Consider the following 14,835-nt stretch of genomic DNA (forward strand, 5'->3'; position numbering starts at 1 on the left):
CGCGCCGCTGCTACGCCGGGGCGCCCGGCACCTGCGGGGAGGGCCGCCGGGCGGTCACCGTGCTGCCCACCGACGCCACCACTGTGCAGCCGATCGCGGTCCACTGCAGCGGGGTCAGGTGTTCGGCCAGCAGTCCCATCGCCAGCAGCGCGGCTACCGCCGGCTCCATGCTGATCAGGATGCCGAAGGTCTCCTTCGGCAGCCGCTTGAGCGCCATCATCTCCAGCGACATCGGGATGGCGCTCGACACGATCGCCACGCCCAGCCCGAACAGCAGGATCGCCGGGTCCAGCAGCGCCATGCCGGCATGCGCCACGCCCACCGGCACCACCACAAGCGCGGCCACGCACAGCCCCAGCGACACGGTGTGCCCGGCATGCAGATGGCCCGCGCGCTTGCCGAAGATGATGTACATCGCCCAGCATGCCGCCGCCCCGAGCGCGAACAGCACGCCGACCGGGTCCAGCGGCGCGCCATGCCCCAGCGGCAGAAGCAGCAGCAGCCCGATCAGCGCGCATCCCACCCAGACGAAATCCACCGGCCGGCGCGACGACCACATCGCCACCGCCAGCGGTCCGCAGAACTCGATGGCCACTGCGATCCCGAACGGGATCGTGCGCAGCGCCATGTAGAACATCAGGTTCATCGCGCCCAGGGTGATCCCGTAGCGGACGATCGCGCCGGCATCGGCGCGCGTGGTGGTCCACCGCCACGGCCGGAACACCGCCAGCAGCACCAGCGCCGAGAAGCCCACGCGCAGCGCGCTGGTGCCCTGCGCGCCGATCAGCGGAAACAGCTGTTTGGCAAAGGAGGTGCCCACCGACAGGGCGGTGACCGAGCCGAGGACGGCCAGGACGGGAATCAGCGAAGCATGGCGTGAGGTCGACATCGCGCCATCATAGTGCGCGCGGCCCGAAGCAAGGACTCGATGGCAGACGCCTCCCTGCATGTTTCGCGCATCCATGACCGCCGCCCACCGCCCCGACGGCTTCGACCGCGCCATCCCGGCCATCCTGCAGCGCGACAACGCCACGCCGCCGCGCAGGACCACCGACGTCGTGCACCTGTCCGCCCCGGCCGCGCAGCGCCGCATCAAACGCCTGCAGGAGACCGGCATCCTCCGTGCCAGGCGAGGGCAGGACGTGCTGCTCCGGCGGCGTCGTCAGGGTACCCGCGTGAAGTGGATGGTCATCAGGATCGGCTTGCCATCCTGGCTGAAGAACGCCTTGGATTCGGTCATCCGGTCGCGATCCGCGGCCACAGTGTAGATGCGTGTCGAGGCCGGGGTACCGTGGTCGACCAGCTGCATCACCAGCACGTTTGGCGCCGGCATGCTCAGCGAGGCCACGTCCGCGCCGTAGTTGCCGGTGATCGGGCCGGGCGTGCCATCCAGCGGCAGCGTGCTGTCGGCCGTCATCGTGGCGCCCCTGGGGTCGACGATCTCGGCGCGGGTGGACCACCGGCCGTTGCCGGCGTCCTTGAATTCCAGCACCACGCGCCGGGGCCGCTGCGCCACCGGCATCGGCAGCGTGGCCACGTCGATCGCCCAGCGGCCGGCCAGCGGCGATACGGCCGGCGTGGCCGCCGTGACCGGCGCGGGACTGGCCTGCAACGCGATGGCGGCCAGGCACGCAATGAACATCCTCTTCATGGATTCTCCTTCTCGGGTGGGCAGGGTGGATCCGTTGCCGCAGTGCGGCCGCTGGGCCTAGCCGCGCACGGCGGCCTCGATGCGGGCCACATCGATTCTGCGCATGGTCATCATCGCCTCGAAGGCGCGCCTGGCCACTGCCGGGTCCTTGCTGGTGACGGCCTCGCTGAGCACGCGTGGCGTGATCTGCCAGGACAGCCCCCACTTGTCGCGGCACCAGCCGCAGGCGCTTTCCTCGCCGCCGTTGCCGACGATGGCCTCCCACAGGCGGTCGGTCTCGGCCTGGTCGTCGGTGGCGATCTGGAACGAGAAGGCCTCGCTGTGCCGGAATGCCGGCCCGCCGTTGAGGCCGATGCAGGGAATGCCGGCCACCGTGAAGTCCACCGTCAGCACGTCGCCCTGCCTGCCGGACGGAAAGTCCGCAGGGGCATGGTGGACAGCGGTGACCGCGCTGTCCGGAAAGGTCCGGGCGTAGAAGGTGGCAGCGTCCAGGGCGGTGCCGTCGAACCACAGGCAGATCGTGTTGCGCGCAATCATGGCGGTCATCCGGGAAGAACCGCGCCCACGCTACGGCGGACGATGTTAAGCCGATGCCGTGGCTGACCGCCCCCGGCGTACCTGAATTGGCAATAGTAATGCTTCCCATTACCATATCCTAACCCCGTCGGTGCCAGGGAGGCACGGCGATCATCGGTCGCGCAGCCACGGTCCTGCTCCGCAGGGCCTCGCCAGCGTCGCACCGTCCCCCACCCACTAGGCAGCGCCTGGCCCTCGAGGACATCGGCCGCGCGTGCCCGCGCCCTGGAACCGCCGATGCCCCGTACGTCCGTTGTGATGCCCCGCCCCCTGCCCCAGCGCCGCCTGTCGCAGGCCCTGTTCGCCGCGCTGTGCGCGCTGTCCACCGCACCCGCCCTGGCCCAGGTCGCCGCCGATGCCACCACGCTGGACAAGGTGGTGGTCAAGGGCGAGCGTGCCGAAGGCTATTCGGTCCGCAGGACCTCCGCCGGCACCCGCTTCGACCTGGCTCCCCGCGAGATTCCGCAGTCGATCAGCATCATCAGCCACCAGCGCATCGAGGACCAGAACCTCGATGACATCATCGACGTGCTGGCCAACACCACCGGCGTGAGCAGCACCCAGTCCGATACCGAGCGGACCGAGTTCTACGCGCGCGGCTTCTATATCGACAGCTACCAGTTCGACAACCTGCCCACGCAGATGGTGCAGAACTGGAGCTACGGTGATTCCGGCCTGGACCTGGCGCTGTATGACCGCGTGGAAGTGGTGCGCGGCGCGACCGGCCTGTTGAGCGGCGCAGGCAACCCGTCGGCCTCGGTCAACCTGATCCGCAAGCACGCCGACAGCGCCGAGCTGACCGGCAGCGTGTCGGTGAACGTAGGCAGCTGGGGGCGCACCCGCTCCACCGTGGACGTGACCACTCCGCTCAACGCCAGCGGCTCGGTGCGCGCGCGCGTCATCGGCAGTTACCTGGACACCGAATCGCAGATGGACCGCTACAACCAGCACAAGACGCTGGGCTATGCGGTGATCGATGCCGACCTGACCCCGGATACCCAGTTGAGCGTGGGCTACGATTACCAGCAGAAGCGCGCCAACGGGGCGACGTGGGGCGGGTTCCCGATGCTGTTCGCCGACGGCAGCCCCACCGGCTACGACGAGGCGTTCAATGCCGCCGCGAAGTGGACCTACTGGGACACCACCAGCAAACGCGCGTTCGCCACGCTGGAGCATGGCTTCGCCAACGACTGGAAGGTCCGCGTCGGCGCCACCCACGATGAGACCCGGGCCGACGACAAGCTGTTCTACCCGGCCTACAACGACTGGACCACGGGCGCGTCGCTGCTGGATCCGGTGACCGGTGCGGGGGTTTCGCCGTCGGCCGGGTTCTACAACACCGAGCGCAAGGTCGACGCGATCGACGGCTTCGTGGAGGGCCCGTTCCAGCTGTTCGGCCGCGAGCACCAGTTCATGGCCGGGCTGAGCTACAACAAGCGCAGGTACGCCAACTATGGCGATTACCAGGTCGGGGGCGAGGGCCGCCCCTGGGACCCGTTCCGCAGCTACCTGGACTGGACCGGCAACATCGCCGAACCCAACTGGAACGCGCTGGCGCTGGCCAGCAAAGGCACCATCACCCAGAAGGCCGGCTACGCCGCCACCCGTCTGTCGCTGGCCGATCCGCTGAAGCTGATTCTCGGCGCGCGCTACACCGACTGGAAGAGCGAAGGCGAAGACGCCGACCGTTCGCACACGGTCACGACCCCGTACGCCGGTCTGGTCTTTGACCTCAGCGACACCTGGAGCACCTACGCCGCCTACACCGAGATCTTCCAGCCACAGACGCTCAAGAAGCAGAACGGCAGCTACCTCGACCCGGTCGACGGCAAGAGCTACGAAGTCGGCGTCAAGGGGGCCTGGTTCGACAACCGTCTCAATGCGTCGCTGGCGGTGTTCCGCATCGAACAGGACAACGTGGGTCAGGCCACCACCCTTCCGGTGGACGGCAGCCTCAACGAGTTTGCCTACATCGCCGCGCGCGGCACGGTGAGCCGGGGTGTCGAACTGGAACTCAACGGCGAGCTGGCCCCGGGCTGGAATGCCACCGTTGGCGCGTCGCGCTACGTGGCCAAGGACATCAACGATGCGGACATCAACACCAACCTGCCGCAGACCACGATCAAGCTGTTCACCAGCTACACCCCGCAGTCGATGACCGATCTCACCGTCGGCGGCGGCGCGAACTGGCAGAACCGCATCTACTACCCGGTGCCGGCCTACGGTCGCATCGAGCAGGATGCCTACGCGCTGGTCAGTGCGTTCGTGCGCTACCGCATCTCGCCGGCGTTCAGTGTGCAGGCCAACCTCGACAACCTGCTGGACAGGAAATACCTGTCGCAGATCAACGGCTACGGCGCGTACGGCGACGGCCGCAACGGCTCGATCACGTTCACCTGGTCGTTCTGACCGGGCACGCAATGCGCCACGCAGCACACAGAGAGCCGGGCATTGCCCGGCTCTTTGCACAGGGGCATCACGCGTGCGTTGTGTGCACACGCGGCCTGCTAGTCTGTTCCCCGTTCCCGCCGGACACCGACGTCGATGCCCGTGGACCCGCACGCTCCGTCCTTCCCGCCGCCAGGCCCCCACCGCTCGGCCGCCTGGCGCGTGCGCCGCTGGCTGGTGCGGCTGCTGGTGCTGGCCGTCCTTGCCGTGCTGGCGGGTGTGCTGTGGAACAGTCCGTGGGCACAAGCCCCACGCGCGCTGTGGGCGCTGTCGCGGATGGCGCCACCGGAGGCGCTGCCGGTGCCGGTGGACGGTGTCGCGGCCCGGCGCATCGCCGACACCTTCGGCGCACCGCGCGGACGCGACCGCACCCATGCCGGGCTCGACATCTTCGCTCCCCGCGGTACCGCCGTGACCAGCGCCACGCCGGGCATCGTGGCGGACATCCGTGACGGGGGACTCGGCGGTCGCCAGGTCTGGATACTGGGACCGGCGCGCGAGCGCTACTACTACGCGCACCTGGACGGCTGGCGCGAGGGGCTGTCCCGCGGCGAGGTGGTGGAGGCCGGCACCGTGCTCGGCTACGTCGGCGACAGCGGCAACGCCAAAGGCACCCCGCCGCACCTGCACTGGGGCATCTACGGCAGCACGGGAGCCTACGATCCGCTGCCGTTGCTGCGGGCGTGGACCGCACCGGATCGATCCGGTCGTTGATCGACCCACGACATCGCCGTAATACCGGCCGCTGGCCGGCACCTGCTCAGGGCCGCGCGCGCAGCAGCGCCAGCCCGAACCCGATGAAGATCGTGCCGACCACGCGGTCGAACACCTTGCGCAGACCCGGACGGGCCAGGTAGCCGGCCAGGCTGTGGCCACCGGCGGCGTAGACGGCGTACCAGAACACTTCCATCACCGCGAAGGTACTCACCAGCACCACGAACTGCGGCAGCTGCGGCTGGCCGAGGTCGACGAACTGCGGCAGGAATGCCGAGGCGAACAGCAGCAGCTTGGGGTTGCTGATGCCAATGATGAAGCCGTCGCGGAACAGGATGCGGCGCGACGTGGGGGCGATCGCGGCCGGGTTGCCCACGTCCAGCGGCGCGTCGCCGCCGCGCCAGGCGTTGATGCCCAGGTAGACCAGATAGGCCACGCCGGCATAGCGCAGCACATCAAAGACCAGCGGCGAGGCCTTGAGGACCGCGCCCAGGCCCGCTGCGGAAATCGACAGCGCCAGCACCAGCGCGCTCAGGCAGCCGGCCATCGCGGCGATGCTGCGGCGGAAGCCGACGCGCACGCTGCGGGTCATCACGTGCAGCATGTTCGGCCCCGGCGTGCCGCACAGCACGAACACGGTAACGGCGAAGATCCACCAGGTATGCAGGCTCATGACGACCGTCGGTGACAAAGGGGTGCAGTGCGCGCGTGCACGGCACCGCCATGATAGGGCGATGGTCGTCCGCCTGCGCGGCGTGGCCGGAATACGCCATGCGCTTGGCCCGTGGCGGAAACGCACCGGGGCGCCCTGACGGCGCCCCGATGGGTCATTGCCGGGTACGGCTCTGGATCAGAACCGCAGGTCCGCGCGCAGGTACCAGTAGCGGCCACGCGGGATGTCGTAGGTGGACGCGTCGTAGCCGTTGAGCGAGCAGGACAGGCAGATCGGCGGGTCCTTGTCGAACGCATTGTTCAACCCGGCGCTCAGCTGCAGGCCCTTCAGCCAGTCCACTTTGTAGCCCAGCTGCAGGTCGTGGTAAGTGATCGCCGCCAGCTCGTTGGTGCCGGCCACCTGGTTGCTGCACACCGGGAACGCCGACGCATCGCCGCATTCCTCGGTCAGCTTGGAGATGTGGCGCACCGTCCACGACGCATTCCAGCGGCCCAGCGACCAGAGCAGGCTGGCGTTGCTGGTCCACTCGGGAATGGAGCTGTCCACCACTTCCACGCCCGGTTCCTGCGGCTGCCGTTGGCCGGCGGCGCCCAGTGCCTCGTAGCGGCCGACGAAGGTGTTCTTCCAGGCCAGCTTGAACTGGCCGATGTCGCTCTGCGGCAGCGTCCAGAACAGGTCCACGTCCCAGCCGTCGGTCTTGATCGAGCCCAGGTTGGTGAGGCGGTTGTTGAAGCCGCTCACCGCGCCGGTGGAAGCGCGGGTGATGCCATCGCAGTACAGCGGGTCCAGGGTGTCCACGCACAGGTCGAGCTGGGTCTGGGCGTTGATCGCCTGGATCGCCCCTTCGATGGTGTGGCGGTAGAACGTCACCTCCACATCGAAGCGTTCGGACCACGATGCATTGCTGCCGAACCACGGGCTCCACACGAAACCGGCACTGAAGCTGCGCGAAGTTTCCGGATCGAGCGCGGGATTGCCGCCGGTGGTCACCGAGATCTGCGAGTTGGCCTGCTGGAAGCCGGCCGGCACCCCCAGCGCGGCGCAGTTGGCGGCGCTGCCGCGCGGCGGCGTACCGCCCAGGCCAACCGAGCACGGGTCGAACAGCTGCAGGTCCGCTCGCGCTGCGGAGCCGTACAGCTCACCGATCGAGGGCGCACGGAAGCCTTCGGCATAGGTGGTACGCAGCACGAAGTCGTTGGTCACCTGCCAGCGCAGGCCGTACTTGGGCGTGAACTCGCCACCGAAGGTGGAGTAGTCCGAGTAGCGTCCGGCCAGGCTGAGGTCGAGCTTCTCGCCGATGGCGCTCTTGGCGAAGATCGGGATGCTCAGCTCCAGGTAGGCCTCGTTGACGTCATAGGAGCCGGACGTGGGCAGCGACGGGACGCCGTTGTAGTACCCGGCCACGGTCAGCGGATCGGGCTGGTACCAGCCTTCGTACTTGCGGTACTCCACGCCGGCCGCGAATGACACCGGGCCGGCCGGCAGGGTGAACAGGTCGCTGCTCAGGTTGGCGGTGAACAGGCTCAGTTCGTTCTGGCTGCGGTCGCGTACCACCGGCTGGATCCAGCGCAGCATGTCCGGCGTGATGGTGCCGGGACCGCCGAAGATGTTCAGCGGCACGCAGCCGGCGGTGGCTGCGCAGAGGGCCGGATCGCCCAGCGCCAGGTTGATGTTGTAGATGTTGTAGCTGCCGTAGTTGGTCTGCTCGGCCTTGTTCTTGCTGTACATGCCGTTGACGTCCCAGAACCAGCTGCGGTCGGCCGCCTCGAACTGGCCGACCAGGCCGGTGGCGAAGTACTGGGTCGTCACCTTCTGCTCGAACACGCGCGCGCCGCCCTCCACCGGGCGGCGGCCGATCACCAGCAGATTGTTGGACGAGTCCAGGTCGAACCCGAACGGGTTGTACGGGTTCTGCGCCGAGATCACGATGTTGTCGGCCAGCGGATTGCCGGTAGCGCCGTCGGGGCCGAAGAACAGCGGCTCGGGTGCGGCCTGGTTGGTCGATTCGCGGCGGTTGCCCAGCGCCTTGATGTACCACTGCACGTTGTCGGTGATGTCGAAGCGGAACTGGCCGAAGAGGCCTTTGCGCTCGGACGGCGTCAGCACCATGTTGTACTCGGCGAAGTTGAACCGGTCCGGCGTGCCGAAGCAGTGATAGTCGTCCGTACGATCACAGCCTCCGGCGCCATTGAAGACCGGAGACGTAACGCCGTTGTTGGGCGTGAGATTGTGTTCAATGCCCGTGTTTGGATCGATGAAACGGAAACGCCCGGTCGGCGTGGCCGAGCTGCCGAACGACAGGCCGGTGCCAGGAATCGGGAAGCGAGACTGCTCGCGGTCGATCGCATATACGGGGTCCTGCTTGGTCCAGCTGGCGCCGAGGAACAATGTGTAGCGGTCACCGCTGGTGCCCCAGGCCAGGTCCACGCCCTTCTGGGTGCCGTCGCCCTTGCTGTACTCGCCGTAGTTCATCGTCACCTGCGCGCCATCGAACTGGCGGCGCGTGATGATGTTGACCACGCCGGCGATGGCGTCGGACCCGTACAGCGACGATGCGCCATCCTCGAGCACTTCGATGCGCTCCACGATCGCCAGTGGAATGGTGTTGAGGTCGGTGGCCGCGCCCACGCCCGAGGCGGAGGATTCATTGACCCAGCGGATGCCGTCGACCAGCACCAGCACGCGCTTGGCGCCCAGGTGGCGCAGATCGACCTGCGCCGAGCCGGCACCGACACCGCTGCCGTCCGGCGGGAAGCCGAAGTTGCCCGAGGAGTTGAACTTGGCGTTGAGCGCCGAGCCCGAGCCGGTGAGCTGCTGCAGCACTTCGCCGATCGAGTTGAAGCCGGTGCGTTCGATGTCGTCGCGGGTCAGCGTCTGCACCGGCACCTGGCCTTCCACCTCGGCGCGTTTGATGCGCGTCCCGGTGACTTCGATCCGATCCAGATCCGTGGTGGCGCGGGGTGCATCCTGCGCGGCGACGAGCGCCGGAGCAGCCAACAACAGGCACAGCGATACAGCGACCGCCAACGGGCGGCGATGCAGGTCGTTCATTCGCTCTCTCTCCAAAGGAATGTTGGGCTGGACTGCCGTCGCCCCCTGCTGACGGCAGTGTCTCCTTTGTAAACAACCTGTAAATGTCGCGACGTGACGACGACCCCGCTTTCACGTCGTTTCGACAAATCCGAACAGGCGCCGTCGCGCAGCACCGTTCCCTGCAGGCCCACCGGACCGGTCCCGATGCGCAGCCTGTGCAGGTGGCCGGCATCCCCGCGCAGGTGGATCGGACGCGGCGCCGAAGGGCGGCGTTCGTTCATGTTCGAGTCGGCTGGCGCGCACCGCCCTTCACGCCGCGCCGTTATGCTTTGACGATGAATGCACTCCCCCTCTTTTTCCTCGGCACGCTTGCCATCGCCGCAGCCGCAGACGCCGGCGCGCAGTCGCTTGATGCCCAGCGCGCGCAGCTCAAGGCCGCCATCGACAACGCCGAGCGCGGTCAGTACGACCCGGCCCAGGCCGCCGCACTGAGCCGCCACCCGCTGTACGGCTGGCTCGAATACGCCAATCTGCGCCGCACCATCGATACGGTGGGCAATGCCCAGGCGCAGGACTTCCTCAAGCGGTACAACGGCCAGGCCGTGGCATCGAGTTTCCGCAGCGTATGGCTGCCCGCCGTGGCGCGGCGCCAGGACTGGCCGACCCTGCTGGCCAACTGGGTGCCCACCGAGAACGTCGGCCTGCGCTGTGCCCAGCTCAACGCGCGCCAGGCCACCGGCAAGGCCGACGCCCAGTGGACCAGTGAGGCCCAGGCGATCTGGCGCAGCACCGGCAAGTCCCTGCCCGACGCCTGCGATGCGGTGTTTGCCGTGCTCGATGCCAAGGGCGGGCTGAGCGCCGAACTGCGCTGGGCGCGCATCGACGCGGCCGCCGACGAGGGCCAGCCGGCGGTGATGCGCAGTGCCGCACGCGGGTTGCCGGCCGCCGATCTGGCGCTGGCCAACACCTACGCCGCGTTCGTCGACAAGCCCAATGCCAGCGCGTTGAACTGGCCGCGCACGGCGCGCAGCCAGCGCATCGCCACCGATGGCCTGGCCAAGCTGGCCAAGGCCGATCCGGGCGCCACCGAGCAGCAATTGCCGCAGTACGCCAGCGCGCTGCAGCTCAGCGCTGCCCAGCAGGCGCAGGTGCTGTACCAGATCGCGCTGTGGACCGTGGCGTCGTACGGGCCCGAGTCCGCCCGACGCCTGAATGCCGTGCCCGAATCGGCGTATGACGAACGGCTGCACGAATGGCGCGTGCGCGAAGCGCTGTCGCGCGGTGACTGGCCGCAGGCGCTCACCGCGATCCGCAAGATGGGCAGCACCCAGCGCAACGACTCGCGCTGGCGCTATTTCGAAGCGCGCATGCTGGAGAAGACCGGCAGACGCAGCGAGGCCCAGGCGGTGTACCGTGAGGCCGCACGCGCCGCCACCTTCCACGGCTTCCTCGCCGCCGACCAGCTCGGCCAGCCCTACACGCTGTGCCCGTGGGAGCCCAACGACAGCAGGCAGGCGCAGGCGGCGGTCGCACGCGACCCGGCCATCGTGCGCGCGATGGAGCTGTTCAAGATCGAACGCAGCGGCTGGGCCGTGGCCGAGTGGAACGATGCGCTGAGCCGCTACGACACCACCCAGCGCCGCATCGCGGTGGAGGTGGCGCGCGACAACGGCTGGTTCGACCGCGCGGTGTTCTCGCTCGGCAAGACCCCGGACGAGCAGCGCCTGTACGCGCTGCGCTTCCCGCTCCACCACGACGACACCATCCGCCGCGAGTCGCTGCGCAACGCCATCGACCCGGCCTGGGTGGCGGCGGAAATCCGCGCGGAGAGCATCTTCAACCCGAAGGCGCGCTCGCCGGCCAACGCGATGGGCCTGATGCAGGTCCTGCCCGCGACCGGCGCCAGCGTGGCCAAGTCGATCGGCCTGGCCAACTACGGCGGTGCGGCCAGCCTGTACGACCCGGACACCAACATCGCCATCGGCACCGCCTACCTGCGCCAGCTGATGGACAAGTATCAGGGCCTGCCCTACGTCACCATCGCCGCCTACAACGCCGGTCCCACGCCGACCGCGCGCTGGCAGACGCAGCGGCCGGGCTTTGATCCGGACATCTGGATCGAGACCATCAGCTACAAGGAAACCCGCGAGTACGTGGCGCGCATCCTGGCCTTCAGCGTGATCTACGACTGGCGCCTCAACGGCGACGCGCTGCCGGTCAGCGACCGCATGAACGGGCGTCTGCAGGCCAGGCGCAAGAGCTTCACGTGCGCGGCCAACGCCGACAAGGGCGGCGACTGATCCTCGCCGCGCAGGTGACGCCGACCGCGCGGGCGAGCCTGCCGAGCGCGGGTTGAGCCGCGGCGACCGCGTCCGGGAAGGCCGTGGCATCATTGCCCGCATGAAGATCTATCTTGTCGGCGGCGCGGTACGCGACCGCCTGCTGCAGCGTCCGCCCGGCGACCGCGACTGGGTGGTGGTCGGTGCTACCCAGCCGGACATGGAAGCGCTCGGTTACAAGGCCGTGGGCAAGGACTTTCCGGTATTCCTGCACCCGGACACAGGTGAGGAATATGCGCTGGCGCGTACCGAACGCAAGTCCGGTCGTGGTTATCGTGGCTTCGTGGTGGATGCCGATCCGTCGGTGACACTGGAAGACGACCTGCTGCGGCGCGATTTCACCATCAACGCGATCGCCTGCAACGAGGCGACCGGCGAGCTGGTCGATCCCTATGGCGGCCTGCGCGACATCGAGCAGCGCGTGCTGCGCCACGTCGGGCCCGCATTCGTCGAAGACCCTGTGCGTGTGCTGCGCGCGGCACGCTTCATGGCGCGTTTCGCCCCCCTGGGATTCACCGTGGCCGACGAGACGATGGCGCTGATGCGGCAGATCGCCGAGAGCGGCGAGCTCGACATGCTGGTGCCCGAGCGGGTCTGGCAGGAGCTGCGCCGGGTGCTGGCCTCGAACCGCCCCTCGGCGTTCCTGCGCACCCTGCACGATGCGCACGCACTCGGCCCGATCCTGCCCGAACTGGAGGCGCTGTACGGGGTTCCGCAACGCGCCGAGTTCCATCCCGAGGTGGATACCGGCGTGCACCAGGAGATGGTGAGCGACATGGCCGCACGGCTGGCGCCGGGAGATGATCTGGTCGGCTTTGCCGCGCTGACCCACGACCTCGGCAAAGGCCTGACGCCACCGGAGGAATGGCCGCGCCATATCATGCACGAGCAGCGCGGGCTGGCCCCGCTGCGGGCGCTGTGCGACCGGCTGAAGATCCCGCTGGAGCACCGCCAGCTCGCCGAAGCGGTATGCCGCGACCATCTCAACGTGCACCGCATCGACGAGCTGCGCGACGCCACCGTGCTCGAGCTGCTGGCGCGCTGCGACGCCTTCCGCCGCCCCGAGCGCATCGCGCGGATCGCGGTGTGCTGCGAGGCCGACAAGCGCGGGCGGCTGGGCTTCGAGGAGAGCGACTACCCGCAGGGCGCCACGCTCACGCGGCTGCACCAGGCTGCCCTGGCTGTGCAGGCGCGCGACCTGGATACACAGGGGCTCGCCGGCCCCGCCATTGGCGAGGCGCTGGCACGGGCCCGCATCAAGGCGATCAGCGCGGCACGCTGACCGCTCATCCGGCAGTCAGCCGTTTCACGCCGGGTGCGCAGCGCAGTGGGGCATGGTGAGACCCTGTTCCCGCTGGAGTTGCCGATGATCCGATGCCTGCCTGCCCTGCTTCCGATGGCGCTGTGCGCGGCGCTGGCGAGCGCCGCACCGGCCATCGCGCAGCCCCCCGCCCTGCCCACGCCGATTGCTGAAACCGCGTCGGTGCCGACCGGGCCGCGGTCGGACCTGCATGCGCAGGTGCTGCTCGACCGTGCGCACTTTTCCCCCGGCCAGATCGATGGCCTGCTCGGCTCCAACCAGAAGCGCGCAGTGTCCGGCTTTCAGGCCGCCCACGACCTGAAGGTGACCGGCGAGCTGGATGACGCCACGTGGCAGGCACTGCAGGCCGACCGCGTGGACGTGCTGGCGCGCTACACCTTGACCGCCGAGGATGTCGCCGGCCCCTTCCAGCCGGTACCGGACACCCCGGCCGCGCAGGCCAAGCTGAAAGCCCTGGGCTTCGCCTCCGTGGAAGAGGCCCTTGGCGAGCGCTTCCATGCCGATCCGGTGCTGTTGCGCACGCTCAATCCCGGTGTCGATTTCAGCAAGGCCGGCACGGCGATCCAGGTACCGAACATCGCGCCGTCCACCCTGCCCAAGGCGGCCAGGCTGGTGATCGACAAATCCGAGTCGACGCTGCGCCTGTTCGACGCGCAGGGCAAGGTGTACGCGCAGTTCCCGGTGTCGTCAGGCAGCCGGCACGATCCACTGCCGATCGGCACCTGGAAGATCCTCGGCATCTCGCGCGATCCGACCTTCCACTACAACCCCAAACTGTTCTGGGATGCGCGCAAGGGCGAAGGCAAGGCCACCCTGCCGCCGGGTCCGAACAATCCGGTCGGCCGCGTCTGGATCGACCTCTCCAAACCGCACTACGGCCTGCACGGCACGCCCGAGCCGGGCCACGTGGGCAAAACCGAATCACACGGCTGCGTGCGCATGACCAACTGGGATGCGCTGCAGGTTGCCGACGCGGTGGATGCGTCGGTGCCGGTGGTGATGCAGGAGTAGACGATGAAGACCGGACTGCTGCTGGCGGTGGGACTGGTGACCGGCGTGCTCGGCGTATGGGTGCTGGCGCCGCCGGCCGCCCCACGGGCATCGACTTCACCCGCAGAGGTGGCGCATTCCGCTTCCGCACCGGCCGTGGCGGCGGCAACGGCATCCGCTGCCGCGCCACCGATCGCGCCTGCCGCGCCTGCCGTCTCCGCGCCGGCAGCGTCCGCACCCGCCGGCAGCCTGCTGCTGCCGGTGCAGGGCATCGCCGCCACCCAACTGCAGGACACCTTCACCGATGCGCGCAGCGAAGGCCGCGTGCACGATGCCATCGACATCCTTGCCCCCGCCGGTACGCCGGTGCTGGCGGTGGCCGATGGCACGGTGGAAAAGCTGTTCGACAGCGAACGCGGCGGACTCACGCTGTACCAGTTCGAGCCGAGCGGACGCTACTGCTACTACTACGCGCACCTGCAGCGTTATGCCGATGGCATTGCGGAGAAAAAAGCGATCCGGCGCGGCGAGGTGATCGGCTATGTCGGCAGCACCGGCAATGCGTCACCTGACGCGCCGCACCTGCATTTCGAGATCCACCGTCTGGGCGCGGAACGGCAATGGTGGAAGGGCGAGTCGCTCAATCCCTATCCCGTGCTGCGCGGTGACGTCACGCTGGACTGAGCCGTGCGCTCAGGCCTGCGCGTCGAGTGCGGCCTGCAGTTCGAGCACATGCTGCGAGCGCGCCAGCCCTTCAGCCCCCGACGTTGCACAACCTGCGCACCATTGCGCCCGCGCGAGCGCGCTGCGCAGCATCAGCCGCGCCACCTCGGGAACCGCAGTGGGGGCGGCCGCCTGCAACGCCAGCGCCGCATAGTCGCGGTCACGCGGCCAATCCAGTGCATCGGCGTCGGTCTCCAACACCGCCAGCAGGCGCTGTGCCTCTGCGACGGAGGCAACGCCACACAGGTCGGCCACGTGCGCATCGATGGCGTCGGTGCGGCTGCCCCGCCGGCGCAGCGCCTCGGCGGTGTGCTGCAGCGGCGTCATGATCGGGCGTTCCGGTTCTGCATCCACGTGTTCCTTGTGT

14 protein-coding genes are annotated in these 14,835 nt (G+C 68.7%); 7 read left to right on the forward strand and 7 right to left on the reverse strand.

Features of this window, described 5'->3' with window-relative positions; translation table 11 throughout:
- Positions 1-10: 10 nt before the first annotated feature.
- Entirely contained in the window at positions 11-889 is an 879-nt protein-coding gene (locus GDJ08_RS09635; RefSeq protein ID WP_017354777.1) for an EamA family transporter, read from the reverse strand.
- A 73-nt stretch (positions 890-962) separates the two neighbouring features.
- On the opposite strand from GDJ08_RS09635, the gene GDJ08_RS20440 reads away from it, so the two are divergent.
- The gene (locus tag GDJ08_RS20440) at positions 963-1,268 is read left to right on the forward strand and encodes an AsnC family transcriptional regulator (protein WP_153164771.1); all 306 of its coding nucleotides are present in this window, start codon (positions 963-965) and stop codon (positions 1,266-1,268) included.
- Here the strand turns inward: GDJ08_RS20440 and GDJ08_RS09645 are convergent.
- Both GDJ08_RS09645 and GDJ08_RS09650 read right to left on the reverse strand, forming a co-directional pair.
- Positions 1,163-1,651 carry a LuxR family transcriptional regulator gene (locus GDJ08_RS09645; protein WP_136005081.1) on the reverse strand — a complete coding sequence of 163 codons (489 nt, stop codon included), beginning with the start codon at positions 1,649-1,651 and terminating at the stop codon, positions 1,163-1,165. The two genes, GDJ08_RS20440 and GDJ08_RS09645, sit on opposite strands and share 106 nt — an antisense overlap.
- Before the next feature lie 57 nt (positions 1,652-1,708).
- Positions 1,709-2,188 carry a VOC family protein gene (locus GDJ08_RS09650; protein ID WP_026070565.1) on the reverse strand — a complete coding sequence of 160 codons (480 nt, stop codon included), beginning with the start codon at positions 2,186-2,188 and terminating at the stop codon, positions 1,709-1,711.
- A 276-nt stretch (positions 2,189-2,464) separates the two neighbouring features.
- Between GDJ08_RS09650 and fhuE the strand changes: the two genes are divergently transcribed.
- Positions 2,465-4,636: a ferric-rhodotorulic acid/ferric-coprogen receptor FhuE gene (gene fhuE / locus GDJ08_RS09655; protein WP_017354780.1), complete on the forward strand. Its 2,172-nt coding sequence runs from the start codon at positions 2,465-2,467 to the stop codon at positions 4,634-4,636.
- Between the two features lie 135 nt (positions 4,637-4,771).
- On the forward strand, positions 4,772-5,389 hold the full coding sequence (locus GDJ08_RS09660) for a M23 family metallopeptidase (protein WP_153164772.1): 618 nt from the start codon (positions 4,772-4,774) through the stop codon (positions 5,387-5,389).
- Positions 5,390-5,435: 46 nt separating this feature from the next.
- Here GDJ08_RS09660 and GDJ08_RS09665 read toward each other — a convergent pair whose 3' ends face one another.
- From GDJ08_RS09665 to GDJ08_RS20030, 3 genes are all read right to left on the reverse strand, one after another.
- The gene (locus tag GDJ08_RS09665) at positions 5,436-6,062 is read right to left on the reverse strand and encodes a LysE family translocator (RefSeq protein WP_136005085.1); all 627 of its coding nucleotides are present in this window, start codon (positions 6,060-6,062) and stop codon (positions 5,436-5,438) included.
- A 177-nt stretch (positions 6,063-6,239) separates the two neighbouring features.
- Positions 6,240-9,113 (reverse strand): TonB-dependent receptor, encoded by a 2,874-nt coding sequence (locus GDJ08_RS09670; protein WP_153164773.1) that lies wholly within the window; start codon positions 9,111-9,113, stop codon positions 6,240-6,242.
- Complete coding sequence (locus GDJ08_RS20030; RefSeq protein ID WP_165699785.1) at positions 9,110-9,376, reverse strand: hypothetical protein; 267 nt, start codon at positions 9,374-9,376, stop codon at positions 9,110-9,112. The genes GDJ08_RS09670 and GDJ08_RS20030 overlap by 4 nt, the downstream gene beginning before the upstream one ends.
- A gap of 54 nt (positions 9,377-9,430) precedes the next feature.
- Here GDJ08_RS20030 and GDJ08_RS09675 point away from each other — a divergent pair, with 54 nt between their 5' ends.
- The 4 genes from GDJ08_RS09675 to GDJ08_RS09690 all read left to right on the forward strand — a co-directional run bounded on the left by GDJ08_RS09675 (position 9,431) and on the right by GDJ08_RS09690 (position 14,429).
- A complete protein-coding gene (locus GDJ08_RS09675) occupies positions 9,431-11,395 on the forward strand; it encodes a transglycosylase SLT domain-containing protein (protein ID WP_153164774.1) in 1,965 nt (654 codons plus the stop codon).
- A gap of 100 nt (positions 11,396-11,495) precedes the next feature.
- Positions 11,496-12,716: a multifunctional CCA addition/repair protein gene (locus tag GDJ08_RS09680; RefSeq protein ID WP_136005093.1), complete on the forward strand. Its 1,221-nt coding sequence runs from the start codon at positions 11,496-11,498 to the stop codon at positions 12,714-12,716.
- A gap of 84 nt (positions 12,717-12,800) precedes the next feature.
- Positions 12,801-13,766, forward strand: a complete 966-nt coding sequence (locus tag GDJ08_RS09685) for a L,D-transpeptidase family protein (RefSeq protein WP_153164775.1) — start codon at positions 12,801-12,803, stop codon at positions 13,764-13,766.
- Positions 13,767-13,769: 3 nt separating this feature from the next.
- Positions 13,770-14,429, forward strand: coding sequence for a M23 family metallopeptidase (locus GDJ08_RS09690; RefSeq protein ID WP_153164776.1), 660 nt, complete (start codon positions 13,770-13,772; stop codon positions 14,427-14,429).
- A 9-nt stretch (positions 14,430-14,438) separates the two neighbouring features.
- On the opposite strand, the gene GDJ08_RS09695 is transcribed toward GDJ08_RS09690, so the two are convergent.
- On the reverse strand, positions 14,439-14,822 hold the full coding sequence (locus GDJ08_RS09695; RefSeq protein ID WP_153164777.1) for a hypothetical protein: 384 nt from the start codon (positions 14,820-14,822) through the stop codon (positions 14,439-14,441).
- Positions 14,823-14,835 lie beyond the last annotated feature (13 nt).

The organism is Stenotrophomonas nematodicola (genome assembly GCF_009467805.1).
Taxonomy (GTDB): Bacteria; Pseudomonadota; Gammaproteobacteria; order Xanthomonadales; family Xanthomonadaceae; genus Stenotrophomonas; species Stenotrophomonas nematodicola.

Coding starts and splice junctions, on each gene's coding strand:
- GDJ08_RS09635 (WP_017354777.1), bottom strand. CDS start 889: ATGTCGACCTCACGCCATGCTTCGCTGATTCCCGTCCTGGCCGTCCTC.
- GDJ08_RS20440 (WP_153164771.1), top strand. CDS start 963: ATGACCGCCGCCCACCGCCCCGACGGCTTCGACCGCGCCATCCCGGCC.
- GDJ08_RS09645 (WP_136005081.1), bottom strand. CDS start 1,651: ATGAAGAGGATGTTCATTGCGTGCCTGGCCGCCATCGCGTTGCAGGCC.
- GDJ08_RS09650 (WP_026070565.1), bottom strand. CDS start 2,188: ATGATTGCGCGCAACACGATCTGCCTGTGGTTCGACGGCACCGCCCTG.
- fhuE (WP_017354780.1), top strand. CDS start 2,465: ATGCCCCGTACGTCCGTTGTGATGCCCCGCCCCCTGCCCCAGCGCCGC.
- GDJ08_RS09660 (WP_153164772.1), top strand. CDS start 4,772: ATGCCCGTGGACCCGCACGCTCCGTCCTTCCCGCCGCCAGGCCCCCAC.
- GDJ08_RS09665 (WP_136005085.1), bottom strand. CDS start 6,062: ATGAGCCTGCATACCTGGTGGATCTTCGCCGTTACCGTGTTCGTGCTG.
- GDJ08_RS09670 (WP_153164773.1), bottom strand. CDS start 9,113: ATGAACGACCTGCATCGCCGCCCGTTGGCGGTCGCTGTATCGCTGTGC.
- GDJ08_RS20030 (WP_165699785.1), bottom strand. CDS start 9,376: ATGAACGAACGCCGCCCTTCGGCGCCGCGTCCGATCCACCTGCGCGGG.
- GDJ08_RS09675 (WP_153164774.1), top strand. CDS start 9,431: ATGAATGCACTCCCCCTCTTTTTCCTCGGCACGCTTGCCATCGCCGCA.
- GDJ08_RS09680 (WP_136005093.1), top strand. CDS start 11,496: ATGAAGATCTATCTTGTCGGCGGCGCGGTACGCGACCGCCTGCTGCAG.
- GDJ08_RS09685 (WP_153164775.1), top strand. CDS start 12,801: ATGATCCGATGCCTGCCTGCCCTGCTTCCGATGGCGCTGTGCGCGGCG.
- GDJ08_RS09690 (WP_153164776.1), top strand. CDS start 13,770: ATGAAGACCGGACTGCTGCTGGCGGTGGGACTGGTGACCGGCGTGCTC.